Genomic DNA, 21,103 nt, shown 5'->3' with positions numbered 1-21,103 from the left:
TCTTAAGGATAGGTATTTTCTTTTACGTCAAACTTAGATGAACCGCCGTATACCGAACGGTACGTACGGTGGTGTGAAGAGGACGGGGGTTAGTCACCCCCTCCTACTCGATTGGCAGGGAGTGAATGGCAAGGCCTTCTTTACATGGCGGACATGGTGTATTGTAGAGGAATAGTAACGATCGAAGTGGAATCCTTCAATAAGGTCAGGTTCTCGCCATTTTCTCGGTGCTGAAAAGCCGACTTTTTGAACGTACTATTTTCAAATAAAGGAGGGCGCAGGATGGCAAAACTCCTCGTAGTAGACGATGAAAAACCGATTGCAGATATTTTGAAATTCACCTTTGAAAAAGAAGGGTATCAGGTCGTGTGCGCCTATGATGGTGAAGAGGCACTTATTGTGGTTAAGGATGAACGACCGGATCTGATTTTATTGGATGTCATGCTTCCAGGAAGAGATGGAATGGACGTATGCAGAGCTGTTCGCCAGACGTACGATATTCCGATCATCATGCTGACAGCCAAGGACTCTGAATTGGATAAAGTCCTCGGGCTGGAATTGGGAGCAGATGATTACGTGACCAAGCCATTTAGTACGCGTGAGCTGGTCGCCCGTGTAAAGGCCCATTTGCGCCGTAACCGTCCGAAAGTCGAGGAGAAGGACACCCAGCATGTACTGCGCGTGCATGAGCTGGAGATTGACCAGCATTCGTATACAGTTGAAAAGGTGGGAGAGGCATTAGAGCTGACTCATCGTGAGTTCGAGCTGCTGGTGTACCTCGCTCGCCATCAGGGACAAGTATTGACGCGTGAGCATCTCCTTCAGTCGGTCTGGGGCTTTGACTATTTTGGCGATGTGCGGACTGTAGATGTGACAATTCGACGCTTGCGGGAAAAAATCGAGGATGATCCGAGCCAGCCGAAGTACATTATCACGCGGCGTGGTTTGGGTTATACGCTGCGCAATCCCGGCATGGGAGGCCAGCCTGGATGAGGCGGCTGTTCAAAACCGTTCAATGGAAAATGGTCATCATTTACATGTTGTTGATTTTGCTTGCGATGCAATTTATTAGCGCCTATTTTGCCCGGGAAGTCGAGAGCTACTACATAAACAACTTTTCCGAGGCATTGAATGGACAAGCTAGTCTGTTAGCGAGTTTGCTAGAAAGCGATTTGCGCCCACATGACGGGAAGGAATCAAACGCTGAACAAAATCGCCAGGACATCGACAATCTCATCAACAACCTGGTAAAAATCAACGGGGCGAATGTGCAGGTTATCGATCAGACAAGAACGGTGGTTGCGACGACCGAAGATAAAAGTACGATCGGTCAGCGGACGTCGCAGCCTGAGGTGACGGTAGCCTTGCTCGGGACACGCAGTGAATCGATGCGGATTGATCCGAAGACGGGAGCGCGGGTGAAAGTACTGGCTCTTCCGGTAAAAGGCGACCAGATCGTATATGGAGCAGTCTACATGATCGCGTCGATGGAAGGGACTTATGCGACGATCGGCAAAATGAACGGCATCTTGTCGACAGGTACGATGATCGCATTGGTGATTACGGCAGTGCTCGGTGTCGTCCTGGCCCGAACCATCACAAAGCCAGTGAAGGAAATGACCCGCCAGGCAAGATTGGTGGCTGACGGGGATTTCAATAGTAGTGTACGTGTCTATAGCGATGATGAGATCGGCCAACTCGGTATGGCCTTTAATCATATGACCTTACGATTGCAGGAAGCGATTTTGCAGCAAGAGGAAGAACGTGAGAAGCTCGCGGGAATCTTGAGCAACATGACGGACGGTGTGATTGCAGCTAACCGCAATGGACAAATCATCCTGTTTAATCGGGCTGCAGAGGACATGCTGCAGGTGAAAATGGCTGACGTACTTCTCAAAAGACGTACCTTGTATGATCTGTTGGGTTTGCCGCCAGAGGACGAGATGTCGCTCTATGCGCAGGAAGAACCGCTTTTTATTGAGATGACACTGCCGAACAAGGAAGAAGTGATCTTGCGAGTGACCTTTACTCCCTTACAGCAGGACAGCAAAAAAATGGGCGGGATCATTGCTGTTGTAGCCGATGTTACAGAGCAGCAGCGACTGGAGCAGCAGCGCCGCGAATTCGTTGCGAATGTGTCGCATGAGCTGCGGACACCGCTGACGACCATAAAAAGCTACGTGGAAGCGCTGCTGGATGGTGCGGTGGAAGAGCCTGAGCTGTCCCAACGGTTCTTGAAGGTCACGTCGTCGGAGACAGAGCGCATGATTCGCTTGGTAAACGATTTGTTGCAGCTATCGCGCTTTGATTCGCAAGGAGTGCGTCTGCATTGTAAGGAAGCGGACATCAATCGATTGCTTCGCTATGCTGCGGATCGTTTTTCCATGTTCAGTGAGCAACAGGAGGTTCAGCTCAGCGTGGATATGCCGAGCAAGCTTGCGCCTGTTTATATTGATCTGGATGCGATCAATCAAGTATTGGATAATCTGTTGTCCAATGCGATCAAGTATACACCTCAAGGTGGCACCGTCATTCTCATGGCAAGAGAGAACCAAAAGCAAAAGCGGGTACAAATCTCGATCACGGACACAGGAATCGGTATTCCCAGTCGCGACCTGAAGCGAATCTTTGAGCGCTTCTACCGCGTAGACAAGGCGCGTTCACGCGGTCAGGGAGGAACGGGCTTGGGGTTGGCGATTGCCCGCGAATTGGTACAGGCACACGGTGCAGATATCGAGATTACGAGCGAATGGAACGTGGGAACGACAGTGACGTTCTGGGTGCCATTTGCCCAAGGAGGAAAAACGGGATGAAGCGGATGCTAGAGCCTGCCAAGACCGTCTTACTCAATCTGCTAGTGCTAGCCAGCTTTGTTTTGACAGCGATGTTGTGGTCGAATCAACCCAACCTGCAATTTATCGAGCCAGCAGAGTACACACAGTCAAAGCCGGTGCAGGAAAAACAACTCGAACAGCTCGTTACGCCAGAATCTGTTGTTTTTCACTATGGGGAAGATCGTCATACAAAAGCATCAGCGACCGATGCTCCATATAGCTTGATCGTGCGAGAAATGTCGAAATGGATCTTTCTCGATTTTTCTCCGCTCACGCTCTCCAATGAGAAATGGGAAGATATTGCCCGGGAAAAGATGGGCTTGGAAGTGCGTTTTCGGAGCACGGTTCCCATGTCAATCGTGGGTAGGCTGGTAACCTTTCGGGATGAGTTGGACAATCAGATGAAAGGGATTGACCGATTGTGGTTGTACTACGAAAAAGACGAGGATGTCGTCTACGCGTTGTTTTTGTCGACAGAGGAAGGTCGAATGATGCGTTCTCGTACATCATCGATCAGCCCAAAGGATTTGCGAGAGTCGTATTTGGCTTCTGGCGATTTAATGCCTGAGCAAATCATGAAAATCGTCAAACCAGAGCGAAGCTTCGTGGATCTGGAGGGACCTGCGCCGATGTGGAGTACGTATTATTTGCCCAAGAATCAGATGCGCATGCAGCAGTTCCGCTACAGCTATGTACCTGTTACCACCGAAAGACTGATCGAGTCGTACTTTATCGATCAATCGCTTGTCAGACAAATCATGGAGCGGGACAAAACCGTTATTTTCACAGATGGCAGCAGATCGATCCAATTGAGGGCGGAGCAGCAGGCGATTACGTTTACCGATCCTGCATACCAGCAACGGGATCAGGAGCTGTCTGACGAAGAAAAGGTGCAGAGTGCGGTTACTTTCATGAATAAGCACTTAGGCTGGCTCGATGAGTACCATTTTGAACGAATCAAGAAGAGCTACAATGAAAAAGACTTGATCACGTTCCGCCAGTACTTGGGGGCGTATCCCTTGATCAGTGAAGGGGAAGAGAAGCAAATCGACACGATCCAGATTACTTCTGAAGCGGGACAGGTTGTGACGATGAGCCGCTCGCTGCTCGATTTGGACAAGTATATCGACAATAAAGAGTGGACGGTCATGTCTGGGCCGGAGCTATATCAGCATATCCGGGACAAAAAGCTGGCTGATACAGAAAAAGTAACCAATGCGTATTTGGCTTACCATACCAAAGTAGGCGAAGGGTACGTAGACCTGATGCCGATTTGGGTTGTGGAATTGGCGAATCAAGCGACCTTGTATATTTCTGCGCAGACCAATCAGGGAGGAGGGAAGGCGCATGGATTGGAGTAGGACCAAGACGATTCTGATCTGGGCCTTTCTTCTCCTCGATTTGTTTCTCTTGTATCAGGTGTACGTGACGCGCATTAGTCTGTGGAATGACAAGGAAGTGGCCCAGAGCGAAAAATGGAATACCGAGCTGTATTTAAACCAGCAAAATATCACATTGGATACGGAAGTGCCGCAGGATACACCGGAAATGTCCAATTTGGATGCGGAGTACATCGGAATTAATCCGATTTCCTTGCATGAGATATCTGGCCTTCAGGCGACAGTAGAAAAGATGGCGTTGGCTGCCAAGCTGGACCCACCGATGCAGATTCGTGGTCAGCTGAATCCTCAGGAGCTCTTGCGTCAAATTGGTCCGCGGCTGATTTATTCAGATCAGTACGTAGCCGATCCGTATCAATCGAATCAAGCGCGACTTTTGTATTGGCAGGTCTATGATAAAATGCCAGTATTCGTCGCTCCTTTGGAAATGTATCTGGATAATGGGACGATACTCGGCTACAGGCAGACCTTTTTCCACCTTCGCAAGCAGCAGGGGGAACGACAGGTGATCTCCGGTTATGCGGCCCTACGTTCGCTGGTGGACAAGCAAATTATCTCGCCAGGGGAACGAATTGAGAATGTGAGCTTGGGTTATTACGGTTCTTATGATGCGGATATTCAGACGCTGGTCCCTGTATGGCGCGTGGTTCACGATGGCAAGTGGCATTTTGTTAACGCGATTACGGGTGCTCTGGAGCGTCCGATGGTAACGCAGCGCTAAATAGATAGACAGCCTGGGAATGATACGGGAAGAGGGATGTTCGGTGAGATTTAGTGTGTTGGCAAGCGGGAGCACGGGAAACGCCATTTACGTGGCTACGGACCGTGTTTCCGTATTGATCGATGTAGGGATTACAGGAAAGCAAGCAGAAGCCGCTCTGGAGACCATTGGCGTCAATCCAGCTGAGCTCAGCGCTATACTTGTCACCCATGAGCATGTCGACCATATCAAAGGGGTTGGCGTTATGGCACGACGATATGGATTGCCGATTTACGCCAATGAAAAGACATGGTCTGAGCTGGACGGACAAATTGGGACGATCAAGGAAGATCAGCGACGGTTCTTTTCTGTAGGGGAAAAGAAAGAGCTAGAGGACTTGGGCATCGAGTCATTCGGAATCTCGCATGATGCCGCCGAGCCGATGGGCTTCTGCTTTTACCAAGGCAAGAAAAAGCTCAGTGTCGCGACTGACCTGGGATACGTCAGTGATCGGATTAAAGAGACGATTCGTGGAGCAGATGCATACGTGTTCGAGTCCAATCATGATGTCGAGCTGTTACGTATGTCTCAGTATCCGTGGAGCATCAAGCGACGTATCTTGAGCGATGTGGGGCACTTGTCCAACGAAGCGGCAGGCGATGCCTTGCTGGATTGTTTGACAGGTGGGGCAGAGCGCGTGTACCTCGCCCACTTGAGTAAGGAAAACAATATGATTGATTTGGCCAGACTGACGGTCAAAAACATTTTGGAGGAACGGGGGCTGTCTGTCGGCGACGATGTGCACCTGCGTGATACGTATCCGGATCGCCCTACCAAGCTGGAAGAGCTATGAGATGGGATTGATCCCCGCTTGACGACTGGCGATGCGTTCTGTGAGCTTCGCGTACGTATCGATATGGAAGGTTAATTGTGTATCGAGCTCATTCATTTTGACAGACAGCTCGTCATGTGTAAGGAGTCCTTTGGCAACCAGCAGCTCGATAAGGGCATGCAGGACAAGCGTATTGTGGTAGTCTACTTCCTGGAGGTCGGCCAGCTTAGCGATGAGGTGGACTTCTTTCAAGTCTATCAATCCTTTCATTTGGTCTGTTAGAAAAAGCTTTTAATCTATCATATCCGTGCTCTCGGAGAAATATTCCGGGAGCTTTTTTCTATTCCACAACCTTTCCATAATTCTCACGCCATTTTGCCGAAAGCGGGTCGTATACTAAGGGTGTCAAAAGGAAACAGACTTCAACGAAGCAATCATGCAAACCAATTACGGCGCATGTAAATGTGTATACGAGTATCAAAAACCTGTAAAGCTAGTAATGGTAGAAGATAGAAAGGAGAGTATGAATCATGGGCTTTTATGATGATTTAACTCACGTGGAGCGAAAAAAACAACGCGGTTCTGGAATTGGTCGTCTGGTCGTGACTTCTGTGACGTCCGCGGTGATTGGGGGGATGGTCGTCCTGCTCACGCTGCCGACTCTCTCCAATGCTGGATATATTAATATGGTTAAACCGGGAACAGAAAATGCGCTAAGCAGCAATTCCTCCGCTTCTAGCCTGTTTGCTAAGCCAGTATCTGTAAATGTAGGATCAGGTACAGTAGACGCGGTGAAAAAAGTGGAGAATGCGATTGTTGGAGTGATCAACATCGGTCAGCGCAGAAACAGCTGGATGCAGAATACGATGGATGTAGAGCAGGGCCAAGGCTCTGGTGTCATCTTTGAGAAAAAGGGCGGAAAAGCCTACATCGTGACCAACTTCCACGTCATCGAAAAAGCGCAAAAGCTGGAGGTTGCCCTGCCATCAGGTGAAAAAGTACCAGCGACAGTGGTCGGCGCCGATGGTTACACCGATCTTGCCGTACTGGAAATCGACGGCTCCAAGGTTACGGACGTTGCTGAGTTCGGTGATTCTTCTACCTTACAGGTGGGCGAACCAGCAATTGCCATCGGGAACCCACTGGGCATGCAGTTCTCCCGGACCGTCACACAAGGCATCATCAGCTCCAAGGAACGCTCCATGCCAATGGACTTTAACGAAGATGGTCAGGATGACTGGGAGCTGGACGTCATTCAAACAGACGCAGCGATCAACCCTGGTAACAGTGGTGGTGCGCTCGTTAACATAGAAGGTCAGGTTATTGGGATTAACACCTTGAAAATTTCCAAAGCAGGTGTCGAAGGGTTAGGTTTTGCCCTCCCGATCAATGATGTCAAAGTGATCGTGGATCAGCTGATGGAAAAAGGCACGCTGGAACGTTCTTACCTCGGTGTGCAGCCACTCGACTTGGCCAATGTACCTCGATACGAATGGAAAGAAACCTTGAATCTGCCTGACAGTGTGAAAGCCGGCGTTGTCGTGCAAACAGAGGTAGGCAAATTCTCTCCAGCTGGTGAAGCAGGCTTGAGACAATTCGATGTCATCGTCAAGCTGGACAACAAGGACATTTCCAACAGCGCTCAGCTGCGCAAATACTTAACGATGAGCAAAAAGCCGGGCGATACGATGGAGGTTACGTACTATCGTGACGGTATTCAGAAGACTGCCAAAGTGAAACTGACGGCACCGCCACAGCAGTAAGAAGCACTGACCAAGCCCATTTGAGGGCAGGCATGTGAAGGAAACAAACCCTGACTGGCAATTCCGGGATGCACTTTGTCCCGTTTGCATATATGCAGTATCTGAAGTTCCCCCCTCTATCTATTTTTTAATAGATCCCTTCTAAGAGCGTCGAGCTGATACGGCGCTCTCTTTTTTTGTTCGTCGGACGGGCTTTTGGTGGAGGAGAGAAAAAAGAAGAAAACGCTCAAGTTCTTGGGATACCTGCCGTGAGGCGGTTCTGCCCAGCTCCATGGAAAAAGGTAAACCCGCGTCAAAAGTCGCGTAGCTACGTAGAGTCTCAGAGGTGGACGCTAAAGGCAGGTTTCCCTTTTTCCATTGCGCTTCGGTTGGTATCCCAAAGACTTTCACCGTTTTCTTCTTTTTTTCTCTACAGCTTTTAACGGTCGGTCGAGGCTTTAAAAATAAAAGCTATAAAATACAGAGGCTTACGTTTGTAAACTCATCGATGTCTTTTTGGTGGATTCATTTGTTTTGTTGCTGTTCTGGGGTAGAATAGGAAGCGACATTAATTGTACGGAAAAGAGGCATTCGATATGGACATGAAGATGAAGAGTATTCATATAGAAGGTAAGGAAGTTGAGTTGTTGGTGGAGTATCCGGTGCGGTTTGCTTGCATGGAGCATTTGGAGCAGGAGTTGGATGATTACGTAAACGATTTTGAGACGGCGCCGGATACGTATGCAGCACAGGCGATTGAGGGCGATGGAGTAGACAAGCGTTGTCGGGAATGTGGGGAGCCTGGGCAGATTGCGCTTTTGAAAGAGAAGGGAATGTAGGGTCATGCAAATTTCGATTATTACGGTTGGGAAGCTGAAGGAGAAATATTTGCGTGAGGGCATTGATGAATACAGCAAGCGTCTGTCTGCTTACTGCAAGCTGCAAGTGATCGAGGTCAATGATGAAAAGGCGCCGGAAGAGATGAGTGTGGCGGAGATGGAGCAGGTGAAGCGCAAGGAAGGCGAGCGTATTCTGGCGCAGATCAAGCAGGATCAGTATGTGATTGCGCTGGCGATTGATGGACAAATGTGGTCGTCGGAGAAGCTGTCTGCGGAGATGGACAAACTGGCATTGCATGGGCGCAGTCAGGTGACGTTTGTGATTGGTGGGTCGTTGGGGTTGTCCGATCAGGTGTTGAAGCGGGCGGATGTGTTGTTGTCGTTTTCGAAGATGACGTTTCCGCATCAGGTGGTGCGGTTGGTGCTGCTTGAGCAGGTTTATCGGGCGTTTCGGATTAGTCGGGGGGAACCGTACCATAAGTGACGGATAATTCTTCCATACTGGAAGGGCGTAGAGGCATTTAATGAGGCTGGAGCGGGTGGGACGGGGAAGGAATTGGTGAAACCCGGTATACTTGTTTAAAGGGATCGCTGACCCTGCTGCAACCCATGCAGAAGGGTCTTTTGCTTTATGGATGAAAACACTTATTGTAAATACTCGATTACCATTTAGATTGGGCAACTGTAACATACCTCAAAGTGTTCTGGAAAAAAATTCTTGACAGTTAAAAGGTACCGTGTAACAATGGGATACAAATAAACATACACAGGAACACAACTGAATAACTTCTGGAATACATTTGGAGGTGTTGGAGTGCGTTACACAGCGAGCAAGGTTAAGGGTGCCGGAAGGCAATCATGGTCAATTGTATTTAGGCATCCGGTTCGAAAAGATCCGACTGGTAAGGTTGGGCTTCGAATAAGAAGAGGCCTAGGTACAACTGATGAGGTTGTGGCACAACGATTGGTAGATCAAATGAATGAAATCTTACAGGATAATTCTTTCTGGGACCTTAGTGCAAAGAATTTTGCCCTTTTACGTTTTGATGAAAAAATTGTGGCCGCTTTTTATGATTGCTTAGAACCCCAGAATACTGATTATTTTAGCTTGAGAGAGAATCATTTGCCACTGCCAGGTGCCGATCAAGATTACGCAAAGGTCCTATTAGTCGGTTCGACGGGGGCGGGGAAAACTACATTACTTCGTCAACTTATTGGTTCAGACCCGACAAAGGATAGGTTTCCATCAACATCACCGAACAAAACAACTGTCTCAGACATTGAAGTGATTTGTTCTCATGGTGATTACGAAGTGATTGTCACGTTCTTCGAGCAAAGAGAAATTAGATTGCATTTGGAAGACTGTGTAATGGCAGCAGTTTTGGCTAAAGTAAATGGTATGGATGGAGACACCGTCTCTACGCGATTGCTTGAACATAGCGAGCAGCGATTTCGATTCTTCTATGTGCTAGGAGACCCTAGCTTAGATATGGATGATGAGGATGAAGACGAAGACGAAGACGAAGAGTTCCTGCCAGATGAGCATCGAGTAACTTCAGAGGAAAAAGCTAAATTTTTAGCTGTAATTAAAGGTTACCTTGCCCAAGTAAATGAACTTGCCTCTGTGAGTAAAAAAGTAAAAGATCAATTAGTAAAGGAACTCAATATTAATCCCGATTCTCTAAATTCGGAAGATAAGACAGCCTTTGAGGAAATTTTTGATGAAGAACTCAGACAAATGAAGGAATTCCATTCTCTAGTTGATGAAATGCTTGATGAGATGGCTGAACGATTCAAGTTACTACGAGATGGAGATTTACAATATGATAGCGATCAATGGCCCGTTACTTGGAAATACAGCACTAAGGACAGAACTCTGTTCATTGAGAATGTCAGAAGATTGTCTAGTAACTATGCTCCTCAATTCGGGAAACTTTTGACTCCTCTTGTCCAAGGTATTAGGGTCAGAGGGCCATTTATGCCAAAATGGTATAACAACGTCGTGCCAAGATTAGTGCTAATTGATGGCCAAGGTATTGGTCATACAGTAACGACAGCGAGTAGTCTGCCGTCTCAAACCTCAAGAAAGTTCGAAGTATGTGATGCAATTTTGCTCGTAGACAGTGCTAAACAGCCAATGCAAGCAGCGTCGTTTTCAGTAATCAAGGAACTGGTGGCTAGCGGACATATCTCAAAACTTCGAATTTGCTTTACTCATCTCGATGAGCTTAAAGGAGATAACTTACCAAACAGAAAAAAACGAATAAACCATGTGGCAGCATCTCTAAACCAAGTTGTAACTAATATAAGAGAATCCTTGGGTTATGAAGCCGCTGTGAATCTGGATATTTTGTTATCAGAACGATCTTATTACTTGGAGAAATTGGATCAGGCTATCCAAGATAACGAGAGCCATACTGTTGAGCAACTGAAAAGTTTAGTTGCGGCTCTTGAAACAAGTATGTTTGTTGAAGAAATATCTGATGGTATACCTTACTATGATGAGGCGAATCTAATTATTGCCGTTCAAAATGCAACAAAGAAGTTCCATGATATATGGAAAGGACGCTTTGGAAAAGTAAGTTCGTCAAATGAACCAACACAACATTGGACAAGAATTAAAGCCTTAACCCGACGACTCGCATATAAATACGATGATGGGGAATATGATAACCTTCGGCCGGTATCAGAGTTAAAAGATCGGTTAATGGAGCATATAAGAGTATATCTTAATCAGCCTATCCGATGGGTTCCGGGAAACATCTCCAACGACGAGAAGAAAATAGCGGTAGATCGTATCGCGCGAGAGATTCATTCAAAATTATTTGATTTAACTATAGAACGGCTATGGATTGACCGATTGACTCCTTGGGGTAATGCATTTGACCTTAGTGGAAGAGGATCGACTATAGAACGGATATATCACATCGAGAGAATTTATGAGCAGGCTGCTCCGATTCCAGGTGAGGTTGCTACTACGCTATCATATGAGTACCTAACAGCAATTAGACAACTAGTCAAAAATGCTATTACGTTAAAAGGTGGTAGAATGGTTTAAGGTCATTGCTATCATTGCGGCCCTTTCTGTGAATTCAGAAGGGCCTTTATTATTTAGTTAATGGGGGTAGAATCGTGTGTCTACACTGATCAAGTAATAAATCGAATAGATTGCCAAAACCATCACTGGGAACTTTGGTGAATACGTGTCCAAGTACGATAGTGAGAAATGACCGGTAGAAGATTGGTTAAGACGACATACAGCAAGCAATGTAGTGGAAGTACGGCCATTGTGGAAAAATTAATTGCGTTCCGGAGCAAAAAGTAATCATCGAAGCGGAATCCGATGAGCCTAGAGGATATCATCGATTTTTCTATGTTCCTGCAAACGCTGCTTTCTACCGTCAAAGAGGGGGGAGGTAATATATGGGAATTAGACGAGTTTCTCATGATGTTCGGGAAGCATTGGGTGAAGGCCGTACCGACTTCGCGGTCCAGGGTGGCACCGGCTGTTTCCAAGGAGTACGACTGGACTTCGTTCTCGTCAAAGATGTTCGGCATAGCAGATCAGCTGTGTTCCAACGCAGACCTGCTTTTTTCGCTGCTCCTGCAGTTCAATGAATCCAATATGATTAGCGGCAAGGATACGTTTACTAATAGATGAGGTTTAAAAAAGGATAACTATGCCGAAAACAGGTACAGCGATAGCTCGGGAGCGATTTCTATCTTTCTAAAATGAAGTTTAATTTCAATTTTAACCGTTGATATTCGGTGATTGATTTGTGGAAAATCCTTTGATACAATTGTTCATAACATAATATGGTTTCAATATTTGTTGTAATTTTATAGTGATATTTGGTTTCCTTATTTGAAACCATGTGAAGGAGTGTTAGCATATCTATTTAGTCGATCAAAAAGTTAAATCCGTTAAAGTATCGAAGTCATTCCTGAATGAAGTTGCTTGTAACGAGGACCTATCGAAAAAAGATTATCGGGTTTTCCTTTATTTGTTAACCCAATTAGATGATGTTGAATTCTCAAGGGTGTCTCAAAAGAAAATATGTGCAGAATTGTACATGGACAAGTCTTCCGTTTCTAAAGCATTAAACAACTTGTTCATTCAGAGAATCATCGAAAGAGATCCTATCGAGAAAGATATGTATCGATTTGGAAAACCGTCTCTATTTACGATCCTTAATTCAGATTAATAGGAGGTTAAATGAAATGGGGCAAATCAAAGAAGACAAAAAGAAAATGACTAAGATTATGGCTCAGCTCAAAAAAATTGATGGAGATTTTGGAGAACGAGAAATAGATTTTTTAAAGGACATCGAAATTGCATTAAATTTGCCGAAAAAAAAGGATAGACGCCGGAAGATTAGTCGCTTAAATGATGAGCTGAACGGTTATGCAACTCGAATCTTTGATACCTTAACAAAAGCATCAAAAATATACGCCGCGGAAACGAAAGTTAAAGACTTAAAAAAGTTGGCTGAACTGATTGATTCTAGTAAGAGGATAGAAAAAGCTAATGAAATCTTAAGTGAGATGCGAGAGTATCGGCATAAGTCAGCTCACCCTGACGCATATTATTCCAACAAAAAAATCCTTTATCAGGCTGACAATATTCATGATGCAATTAAGTCATTTAATGAAGGCTTAAGATCCTTAGAACTGGTGGATGAAATTTCGCTTCGAAGAGAGGAAGAATCCCAAAATGATTTCATCGAGAAAGCTTTTAGAGATTTTTATAACGAAAAGAAGTCACTCAATACAGAAGAAAAAAAGGGTGGTATACTTCGGATAAGCTTAAGACCTCAATAAATACTTAAGGAAGCATTACGATTGTTATGTTATCAAACCTTTGTTACTGTATTTGTTGAAATGGATCTTTTGGCAAATTCAAGCCGCCGCTCAGCACGATCTCTTTCGTCTGGCGGTTTTTATTTTGATAAGGGTTTGTCAGTGGAACAATGGGGGAAATTTAGCCGTTATGCGTGTAAGGGGGACCACCATAAGTGACGATAATTTTTTGTGAATTACAAAGAAAAATGCACTAATTTTTGGGGTGAAATTCTTGGCTAAAGGGAAAAAAGAAAGGCTAGCTGATGTTACACTGAAGGAGTATTTACATGAGGTTAATCAGAAAAGCAGGAGTAGTTTTCATACCAAGTTTGCTCGTTTTTGCGAGATGTACGGATATGATGTGTCTCGAGAAAACCCATTTAAAACAGACCCGAACAATCCTAACACAGAGTTTCAGTTTAAATGGGAATGGTACCCTGTTTTTAAGGCTTTATTTACACCAAATGAAAATCATCCATTTTATCAACGAAATCGACAAATAGAAAACATAATGTTGGACGAAATTACTGAATATTACAGTCAATTGCTTGAAAATATAGAGGAGATCCCAGATTATATCCAACACGAAATTAAAACTCATCTTGCATATCAGAATACCTTAAAAGAACGGTATGTATTATCCGACATCGCCCAGAAACTAGCTGAATTTATTAGTGCTATGCAAATAATTACACAAAAAGAGCGACCTGATCTAATGGTCGCAATTTATAAACAACTAGACGAATGGATTTATAATGCATTTACAAATAATTATATGCTCAATTTAGCAAAGAGGCAGTATAAGAACGAAAATGAGAATATTTTTAAAGATATGTATCTAAAGTCAAAACAAAGTGGACAAAGCAAAGAACTTATTAAGCAACTATTTCAAGAAGAAGACTATTTGAGTCAATATCAAAAAGTAAGCGACTTAAACGAACTACTCAATTTTTTACTTAAAGCTAAAATTATTAGTACATCATCAAAGGATCATAAAAAAAGTCAAGAAATATTGGCTGCTTTTAGTCCCAATGAATCTCAAGGTAAATATAGTCCAGAGGATGACAGGCAATGGTATGATCTGATGTACGAACAACTGATAAACATACCTGAAGAACATAAAGAACATTTGTCCAATATAATAAACAATATCAAGCGTTGCAAATATCGTGAACAAACAGCTGAATCAAATATCGCTCGCATACTAGAAAGTAAAGTTCAATTTTCAAGAGAAGAACTAGACGAGGAAAGAAGAGCGGCAAAGGAAAAACGTCGGCAAGAGCTACTTGATACGATAAGTTACTGTAAGGAAGAGCTAGAGCAGCTTGAACATGAGGATGAATTCTTGCAGGGTGATCCAGAGATTTTAAGGGCAATGCAACAAGATTATCTAAACTTCTGTGCACGAGTAAAAGAGCATTCAAAGAAATATGATCGTGCTTCAAGTTCTTTCTTTGCGCAACTGGTTGCTCCGAATTTGAAATCCAACACGGAAAAATGAGAGGGAAGGTACATTATGTGCCTTCTCTTTTGTATATTGTCCAACTTAGGAAAACATGTTGGACGATATAAAAACCCGAAAGTGATTACCTTTATGATAATACTTGTAAGTTGTTCACGGACAACTGATCAAAGTACCGTCGACGCAAAACGCCTATTTAGTTTCAAGTGCAACCCGGGGCACATGCAGACGAAATAGGTAGATACGTAAGGAACGGTAACCATTTTGGAGGATCTACAATGAAAAAACAAGTTAAATTTACCATCAAAGTTCAATGTAAAGTAGAGCAACGCTCATACGAAATGCTCGATGGTGACCCTCGTGTATCAACGAGTTGGATAACTGAGGCTCTCCCTGTACTTTCTTATGTCGACCATCAGATTGAGTGTGTAACGAAAACCGTCAATGCTAGGGTGGACAAGTATAGAGTTAAATCGGTAGCAATTTGCCATCATCCTGTAGCTACTATTAAAGCAGACACTACTTTCCACGAAATAACGTGTGAACTTCCAATTATTTATTGTTTGGCTGAAAATGTAACTCAGTTAGAACAGGCATTGGACTTTGCGGTTAAACGTGTTGCTGAGCATGTCTATGTTGATGGCGATTTCACCCTGCTTGATACAATTCAATTGGCACTAGAAAAAGAGATTAACGAAGTGTTCTTTAATTTATGGGGGAATGATGTGAATGTCGTTCGTGCCCAGGTCGATGGTTCAGAGTGGTTGTCTGTCCGCCTGTTTAGTAAGAGCGAGGATTCACTATTGGCCTTCTGGATTCCAGAAAATTCAGTCGTTGTTGACTAATCATAATCTAAATAAGTTTTACCAAATTACAAAAAGGTGGGTACGCTAATGCAAAATGCAAACAAAGAAAAAAATGAATTAGAGATACTGGGTAATATGCTGGCTGAAGAGATAACAAGTGAGGTTATCAATAGAAATGAGTATCTGGTAGAGGTCTTTGCTCAGATTAATGGATACGACGGTAATAAATTTAGTGAACTCGGTGAAGGTGAATTAAAAGATTCGGTACTGCAAAAGACTGCTTGTATTCTAAAAAATATAAGATATGCAACATCTGTTGAAAAGACTGCGACGGGGGTTTTTGCAAGTTGGATGCTAACCCAACCTATAAACGTAAAAAATTTAACTCTGGATCAACAGCACACTATTAAGAATAACGCAAAGCAATTTATTAGTCTTAACGAGCTGCTTATGGTTGAAGACATAAGTTTGATGATTATGACTGACCCTACTACCTATGGAGATGACTATATAAAGAAACACATTTTTTTGCCTATCGTTCACAACAATTTACTTGGCATTGACTCTGAATACAAAGTAGAAGCCCTAACAGTGCGTTAATACCAGAATACCAGACGAGAATATTGCCTTTTAATATCGGAATGGTGAGCAGCAATCTCACTACTCCAAGCAAAACATTTCTGGATATAAATTTAGTTTAGAGAAGGGGTAATTTCCGTATGAAAATTTCTGTTCTGATCAATAAATATGGAGTCGAAGGCGCTGAAAAATTCATCGAAGATTTCGTGAAAGAATACAAAATCAAATTTAACTTCTGGCTTGGATTGGAGTATGTAGACACTTTAGCATACTTTATGCCCTACTATCGCATTCTTGTTCAGGACCCACAGGATGAATTACAACGTGAAATTCTTACAGAAAAGATAAAGAGAGTAGCTTCAACGCTCCACAATGTAGAAATTGAAAACGGCATAATCACTTACCATTGCGAAGCTTACGAAGGGGATACGGTTATTACTCTAAATGATGTAAACGCAGTTACAGACAAATTTGGACCTGAAATCAAAGAACGATTGACGCATCTGGAAGTTATGGATTTTCAATTGCAATTCATGATTAACCAATTAGACGAAGATGTTAATGATTTTAGTTGTGACGATGAAGAATAGCTTCTCAAGATTTTCTTTCAGGCAAAGAGGGTACTTTTCATTCTTTCCGCCTAACTGACAAAACTCGCTAATTAGACAAAAAATTTTCCAGGCGAAAGTTGAAAACATCGGACTCCATCAATGCTCATTAGAGGGAGTAGCGAGTGGTGAGCGGCAACTCACCACTCCAATTTACACCATGTTACTTCCAGTCACCCTAGACCATTAATAAGCGGAGGGTAAACCCATGACTAAAGTAATAAAGATGATTCACATAAAAATAACAAACATCCCAAACGGTGAGCAACCCGTTTTGATCAATCATATCTCTTCATATATTCAAAAACTCGATAAAAAACCAGCTTCCATTGAAGTCCAAGACGACGCCATTAATATTTCATGGGAGTTCAAGGATGCATCATATGGAGATAAGCTCTATGAATATCTAACGCAAACGGTAACATCAATGAACTCAACAAATAAAGGGAATTTTCAATATTAGGGTGAGGTCGACTAATGAAACAAAGTATCTCGGTACTAAGTACAGTTCCACTAACACATGCTGAATTTATAGCTTTTGATGAAAACTTAAAACAAGGTGAATTAGTAGTTACAGGGTTCGAGTGTCTTTTGGAAGGTTGCTTTTCAACGCCTGAAGACATAAAAGAGTTCCGAAACTACTTCTACCGAACAAACCACGTTCCGAAAGCAATTGTAATTCCCGAGAACTACCAAGAAAGTGTAAAAGCAGTTTTCGAATTCACTGGGCAGGTTAGGGTTCACTCTGAAAAAGAGCTGATCGATCTCTTTGCTGATTTAGTGAGTAAATTGTCTGTAGATATCTACTTTGAAGCAAAAGTTATTCTTCAACTGGTAGTGCATCATGAGAAGGCTACATTTCCATGCAAACCATACTATATCCGGCCTGTCCCAATTGAAAATCTTCTGGACGACATGAAGCAAATCAGAATTCGTTCAAGAATTGATTCCTTTAGGGGTTTGCACATAGTCGATTTACCAGCTGATGCTAAAGAAATTTGGAAAAACCAAATTCTCGAGTTCCTCGAACGATTGGAGCAGAAGCCTATCTCAGTTGAAGTCCAGAAAAATGAGATTATCGTAGAATGGGCTGGAACAAATGTAATACAAGCTGAAAGATTGTTTTACTACCTTGCATCACTTTCAAATTCGGGTGTATAGGATAAGGCTTGTGAAAATCTGTCTATATATAAGTATCTACGGGACTTTGGCAAAGGGGCACATTCCCCTTTGTCCCTAACTACACGATGTAACAGAGAGGGATCACAATGGATCAAAATATCTTTGAAGATGACATTTCAAACAACAACAAAACAACCAACCATGAACCAGATAATTCTAATTCTACACTCCAATCCTATGCAACTTGGTATGCCGAACAAAACTTTCCCATCATACCGCTATGCCCTCATGATCATGTTGGTATGAGCGATCATCACATCAGCGTTTGCAGTAAACCAGGAAAAACACCACTACTGAAAGGTTGGTCACAGCGAGAAGGACCTTCCTTAGAAGAGATAGAAAAATGGTATCGATACTGGCCAAAAGCAAACATAGGTCTTATTTTAGGCAGCATATCGGGCTTGGTCGCTGTTGATGTAGATGGAGAGTTTGGAGAACTTACGCTGGATGATTGGAGTCAAGGTGATTTACCCCTCACATGGGAGTTTACGACTCCAGGCGGTGGGCGCAGATTGCTTTTTGCTATCCCTGAAGGAATTACACTGACAAAACATTCTCAGGTAGATCGCAGCAAGAATCACGAAGAGTGTGCTTTGCTTGGGGAAGGCCAGCAAACAGTTGTTCCGCCTTCCATTCACCAAAACGGAGGTAGCTACGAATGGGTGGAAGGCAGAGCTCTGTGGGACATCGAATGTGCCCAAGCACCTGAATGGTTGATTCAGAAGATGACGAAAAAACAAACGTCAGCCAATAAATCGACCGGACAACAGGACCGAGTGGAAATTGACGCCATTCAAACCTTATCAGATAAGTGTCCTATGTTTCAGCAGGCATTGCAAACACAAAACGAGACGGGCTTATCTGAAGAAGAGTGGTTTCTCTGGGTTACACTGCTTGTCAAAGCTGGATATTCAGAAGATGCTCTACTTTTCTCTAAAACATCAAACAAACATGATGAGCGCAGTGCCAATCGAGTAGCAGAATTAAAGTGTTCGGGTAATGAGACGTACGGACCAACACGTTGCTCAACATTTGGTTGTGATGAATCTCAGATTAGACGCTGCTTTGGGAAAATTAGCACCAATGAACATAATGAAATTACAAACAGCCCTGCCCTTTTCTTCAAACAAAAAACAGAGGAATCCACTTCACGAGGAGTTGAGAAGTGGATTGAAATTGCCAAAAAGACAAAATACCAAATTGATGAACATGGCAATTTGTGCGTGATTTCATTCAAGAAGGATGGCTCTCAAAAACGCGCACCGATCGCAAATTTTTTGGCGAGAGCAACGAAGCAAGTTTGCAAGGATGATGGGGAAGAAAGGAAAATGCACTACGAATTGGAGGGAGTCATACTCTCAAATCAACAGAAGCTCTCTCCTATTCTAGTACCAACTGTTGATTTTCCAGGAATGACTTGGCTTCATCAATGGGGACTCGCTCCTAACATTGAGCCTGGCCAATTGGCGAAAGACCAGGTTCGGCATGCCATTCAATCCTTTTCACAGGATATTACAGAAGAAAAAGTATATACCCATTTAGGATGGCGGAAAGTCAATGACAAGTGGTGTTATCTTCATGCGGGTGGATGTATTGGAGTAGGTGATGTAAAAGTGGAAATCGATCATCGACTTAGTAGGTACAAATTGCCTGAAAAAGTGGATGATCCAATCGCAGCCATGAAAGCAAGCCTCAGTTTGTTGGATCTTGCACCTAAGAAGGTTACTTTGCCTTTGTTTGCTCTGAGCTTCCTAGCCCCATTATGCGAGTGGCTCCGTTCTATGGATCTGGAACCAGCTTTTATAATCTGGCTACATGGAGAAACAGGGTCACGAAAGTCATCGCTAGCTGCCTTGTTTCTATGTCATTTCGGTATTTTCTCTACTAAAACTCCTCCGGCTAGTTTCAAGGATACAATGAATTCTTTGGAAAAAAGAACGTTCGAGTGTAAAGACTCCATTCTCTTGGTGGACGACTACCATCCAGCAAGTAATCCACAAGAAGCCAAGAAGATGGAACTGATTGCTCAACAACTGATGCGGAGCTACGGGGATCGGGTCAGCAGAGGAAGAATGCGGCAGGACACGTCGTTGCGACGAGATTACCCTCCCCGGGGGATGGCTCTCATAACGGGAGAAGACTTAATTGGGGGCCAATCCAGCAACGCTCGCTATGTCAAAACAGAACTTCGCCCAAACGAAATCGATCTAGCAAAACTAAGCGAGGCACAGTCTCAATCAGGCCTGCTCGGGCAGGCCATGCATGGATACTTGGCATGGCTGGCAAAAGCTATGGAAGAAGTGCCAAATAGTGAAGTAGTCTCACTTTTCAATTCAAGAAGAAATTTGGCTCTGCCTAGTCAACAACACGGTAGATTGGCAGAGGCCACAGTTTGGCTCTTTCTGGGGCTGCATTTCGGACTTCAGTACGCCCATAGCATTGGTGCAATAGGGTCTTTAGAGAAAGAACACTTGTTGGATGAAGGTTGGGAAACGTTTCTCACCCTTTCTCAGCAGCAAGGAGAGCAGGTCAAAGGTGTAATGCCAAGTACCCGTTTCCTCAGCGTAATCTCTGAACTACTTGTAAACAAATCTATCCATACTCTGTCAACTGAAGCAAGGGCTGATGATCTCTCGATTGTTCCGTCTAACAGCACACAGGTAGGATGGCACGACAGAGACTACTACTATTTCCTCCCTGATGTGATCTACAACACAGTTTCTAGCTTTCTGGCTAGACAGGGAGAACATCTCCCTGTAACATCTAGCACACTCTGGCAACAGCTGGAGCAGCAGGGAATTATCCGTGTAGAGGAAGAGGAAACGGACGGAAAAGCGAGAACACGCCGACTAATCAAAAAGAACGTAGGCAACAATTATCGTCCCAGATTGCTTTGGGTCAAGGCTGATCACATTCGAGGCGATGAAGCAGGTAGGCGAACTGTTAAAAGAGGGAGCCAAAGACCCACTCCCGGTCACCAGTCGCCTGAAATGGAGCAACTCTTCGACAACCAATAATGGGGCAATGCCCCTTGGCACTAGCAATCATGGGGCGTCAACTATTCGATACAGGTCAAGGAGTTGGAGTGATTTCGCCCCAAAAGCCCCCAATAAATTGATAAATACAATAAATAATACTCCCCCCCTGACGAAATAATCCCCACTCTACAACGGCGGCAGGGGGGGCGGGGGGCACACGAAGGGACAGCTTGATAAAGTATCAGAGAAGAATAGTGGTCCATTGCTGAGAAATTGGTGGGCATCACCACTGCTTAAGG

The 21,103-nt window shown here is 44.0% G+C and carries 19 protein-coding genes; 18 read left to right on the top strand and 1 reads right to left on the bottom strand.

Features of this window, described 5'->3' with window-relative positions; translation table 11 throughout:
• Positions 1–282: 282 nt before the first annotated feature.
• Genes yycF through AB1L17_RS18575 form a run of 5 tightly spaced genes read left to right on the top strand, consistent with a single transcriptional unit; the run spans position 283 to position 5,787 of the window.
• Positions 283–993, top strand: coding sequence for a response regulator YycF (gene yycF / locus AB1L17_RS18595; RefSeq protein ID WP_412846442.1), 711 nt, complete (start codon positions 283–285; stop codon positions 991–993).
• Positions 990–2,813, top strand: coding sequence for a cell wall metabolism sensor histidine kinase WalK (gene walK / locus AB1L17_RS18590; protein WP_412846441.1), 1,824 nt, complete (start codon positions 990–992; stop codon positions 2,811–2,813). Before yycF ends, walK begins: the two co-directional genes overlap by 4 nt.
• On the top strand, positions 2,810–4,195 hold the full coding sequence (locus tag AB1L17_RS18585) for a YycH family regulatory protein (RefSeq protein ID WP_412846440.1): 1,386 nt from the start codon (positions 2,810–2,812) through the stop codon (positions 4,193–4,195). The genes walK and AB1L17_RS18585 overlap by 4 nt, the downstream gene beginning before the upstream one ends.
• Positions 4,182–4,955 carry a two-component system regulatory protein YycI gene (locus AB1L17_RS18580; protein ID WP_106656840.1) on the top strand — a complete coding sequence of 258 codons (774 nt, stop codon included), beginning with the start codon at positions 4,182–4,184 and terminating at the stop codon, positions 4,953–4,955. The genes AB1L17_RS18585 and AB1L17_RS18580 overlap by 14 nt, the downstream gene beginning before the upstream one ends.
• Positions 4,956–4,998: 43 nt before the next feature.
• On the top strand, positions 4,999–5,787 hold the full coding sequence (locus AB1L17_RS18575) for an MBL fold metallo-hydrolase (protein WP_412846439.1): 789 nt from the start codon (positions 4,999–5,001) through the stop codon (positions 5,785–5,787).
• On the opposite strand, the gene AB1L17_RS18570 is transcribed toward AB1L17_RS18575, so the two are convergent.
• Positions 5,782–6,018 (bottom strand): hypothetical protein, encoded by a 237-nt coding sequence (locus AB1L17_RS18570; RefSeq protein WP_412846438.1) that lies wholly within the window; start codon positions 6,016–6,018, stop codon positions 5,782–5,784. The two genes, AB1L17_RS18575 and AB1L17_RS18570, sit on opposite strands and share 6 nt — an antisense overlap.
• 278 nt (positions 6,019–6,296) lie before the next feature.
• Here AB1L17_RS18570 and AB1L17_RS18565 point away from each other — a divergent pair, with 278 nt between their 5' ends.
• The 13 genes from AB1L17_RS18565 (at position 6,297) to AB1L17_RS18505 (ending at position 20,843) form a co-directional block, all read left to right on the top strand.
• Positions 6,297–7,529, top strand: a complete 1,233-nt coding sequence (locus tag AB1L17_RS18565; protein WP_412846437.1) for a S1C family serine protease — start codon at positions 6,297–6,299, stop codon at positions 7,527–7,529.
• A gap of 575 nt (positions 7,530–8,104) precedes the next feature.
• The gene (locus AB1L17_RS18560) at positions 8,105–8,347 is read left to right on the top strand and encodes a CxxH/CxxC protein (RefSeq protein ID WP_412846436.1); all 243 of its coding nucleotides are present in this window, start codon (positions 8,105–8,107) and stop codon (positions 8,345–8,347) included.
• A 4-nt stretch (positions 8,348–8,351) separates the two neighbouring features.
• Complete coding sequence (rlmH, locus tag AB1L17_RS18555) at positions 8,352–8,831, top strand: 23S rRNA (pseudouridine(1915)-N(3))-methyltransferase RlmH (protein ID WP_412846435.1); 480 nt, start codon at positions 8,352–8,354, stop codon at positions 8,829–8,831.
• Positions 8,832–9,161: 330 nt separating this feature from the next.
• Positions 9,162–11,405: a Rab family GTPase gene (locus AB1L17_RS18550; RefSeq protein ID WP_412846434.1), complete on the top strand. Its 2,244-nt coding sequence runs from the start codon at positions 9,162–9,164 to the stop codon at positions 11,403–11,405.
• Positions 11,406–11,690: 285 nt separating this feature from the next.
• Positions 11,691–12,008, top strand: a complete 318-nt coding sequence (locus tag AB1L17_RS18545) for a hypothetical protein (protein ID WP_412846433.1) — start codon at positions 11,691–11,693, stop codon at positions 12,006–12,008.
• A 560-nt stretch (positions 12,009–12,568) separates the two neighbouring features.
• Positions 12,569–13,168 (top strand): hypothetical protein, encoded by a 600-nt coding sequence (locus AB1L17_RS18540; protein ID WP_412846431.1) that lies wholly within the window; start codon positions 12,569–12,571, stop codon positions 13,166–13,168.
• A gap of 253 nt (positions 13,169–13,421) precedes the next feature.
• Positions 13,422–14,690, top strand: coding sequence for a hypothetical protein (locus AB1L17_RS18535; protein ID WP_412846430.1), 1,269 nt, complete (start codon positions 13,422–13,424; stop codon positions 14,688–14,690).
• 239 nt (positions 14,691–14,929) lie between these two features.
• A complete protein-coding gene (locus tag AB1L17_RS18530) occupies positions 14,930–15,496 on the top strand; it encodes a hypothetical protein (RefSeq protein WP_412846429.1) in 567 nt (188 codons plus the stop codon).
• Positions 15,497–15,544: 48 nt separating this feature from the next.
• Positions 15,545–16,057: a hypothetical protein gene (locus AB1L17_RS18525; protein WP_412846428.1), complete on the top strand. Its 513-nt coding sequence runs from the start codon at positions 15,545–15,547 to the stop codon at positions 16,055–16,057.
• Between the two features lie 119 nt (positions 16,058–16,176).
• On the top strand, positions 16,177–16,626 hold the full coding sequence (locus AB1L17_RS18520; protein ID WP_412846427.1) for a hypothetical protein: 450 nt from the start codon (positions 16,177–16,179) through the stop codon (positions 16,624–16,626).
• A 226-nt stretch (positions 16,627–16,852) separates the two neighbouring features.
• Positions 16,853–17,107 (top strand): hypothetical protein, encoded by a 255-nt coding sequence (locus AB1L17_RS18515; RefSeq protein ID WP_412846426.1) that lies wholly within the window; start codon positions 16,853–16,855, stop codon positions 17,105–17,107.
• Positions 17,108–17,121: 14 nt separating this feature from the next.
• A complete protein-coding gene (locus AB1L17_RS18510; protein ID WP_412846425.1) occupies positions 17,122–17,805 on the top strand; it encodes a hypothetical protein in 684 nt (227 codons plus the stop codon).
• Between the two features lie 107 nt (positions 17,806–17,912).
• Complete coding sequence (locus tag AB1L17_RS18505; protein ID WP_412846423.1) at positions 17,913–20,843, top strand: bifunctional DNA primase/polymerase; 2,931 nt, start codon at positions 17,913–17,915, stop codon at positions 20,841–20,843.
• The last annotated feature ends 260 nt before the right edge of the window (positions 20,844–21,103 follow it).

Source organism: Brevibacillus jepli, assembly GCF_047229145.1.
Taxonomy (GTDB): domain Bacteria; phylum Bacillota; class Bacilli; order Brevibacillales; family Brevibacillaceae; genus Brevibacillus.
The sequence above is the reverse complement of the archived record's forward strand: the minus strand, read 5'-3'. Positions and strand labels throughout refer to the sequence as shown.

Coding starts and splice junctions, on each gene's coding strand:
- yycF (WP_412846442.1), top strand. CDS start 283: ATGGCAAAACTCCTCGTAGTAGACGATGAAAAACCGATTGCAGATATT.
- walK (WP_412846441.1), top strand. CDS start 990: ATGAGGCGGCTGTTCAAAACCGTTCAATGGAAAATGGTCATCATTTAC.
- AB1L17_RS18585 (WP_412846440.1), top strand. CDS start 2,810: ATGAAGCGGATGCTAGAGCCTGCCAAGACCGTCTTACTCAATCTGCTA.
- AB1L17_RS18580 (WP_106656840.1), top strand. CDS start 4,182: ATGGATTGGAGTAGGACCAAGACGATTCTGATCTGGGCCTTTCTTCTC.
- AB1L17_RS18565 (WP_412846437.1), top strand. CDS start 6,297: ATGGGCTTTTATGATGATTTAACTCACGTGGAGCGAAAAAAACAACGC.
- AB1L17_RS18560 (WP_412846436.1), top strand. CDS start 8,105: ATGGACATGAAGATGAAGAGTATTCATATAGAAGGTAAGGAAGTTGAG.
- rlmH (WP_412846435.1), top strand. CDS start 8,352: ATGCAAATTTCGATTATTACGGTTGGGAAGCTGAAGGAGAAATATTTG.
- AB1L17_RS18545 (WP_412846433.1), top strand. CDS start 11,691: ATGAGCCTAGAGGATATCATCGATTTTTCTATGTTCCTGCAAACGCTG.
- AB1L17_RS18540 (WP_412846431.1), top strand. CDS start 12,569: ATGGGGCAAATCAAAGAAGACAAAAAGAAAATGACTAAGATTATGGCT.
- AB1L17_RS18530 (WP_412846429.1), top strand. CDS start 14,930: ATGAAAAAACAAGTTAAATTTACCATCAAAGTTCAATGTAAAGTAGAG.
- AB1L17_RS18525 (WP_412846428.1), top strand. CDS start 15,545: ATGCAAAATGCAAACAAAGAAAAAAATGAATTAGAGATACTGGGTAAT.
- AB1L17_RS18520 (WP_412846427.1), top strand. CDS start 16,177: ATGAAAATTTCTGTTCTGATCAATAAATATGGAGTCGAAGGCGCTGAA.
- AB1L17_RS18515 (WP_412846426.1), top strand. CDS start 16,853: ATGACTAAAGTAATAAAGATGATTCACATAAAAATAACAAACATCCCA.
- AB1L17_RS18510 (WP_412846425.1), top strand. CDS start 17,122: ATGAAACAAAGTATCTCGGTACTAAGTACAGTTCCACTAACACATGCT.
- AB1L17_RS18505 (WP_412846423.1), top strand. CDS start 17,913: ATGGATCAAAATATCTTTGAAGATGACATTTCAAACAACAACAAAACA.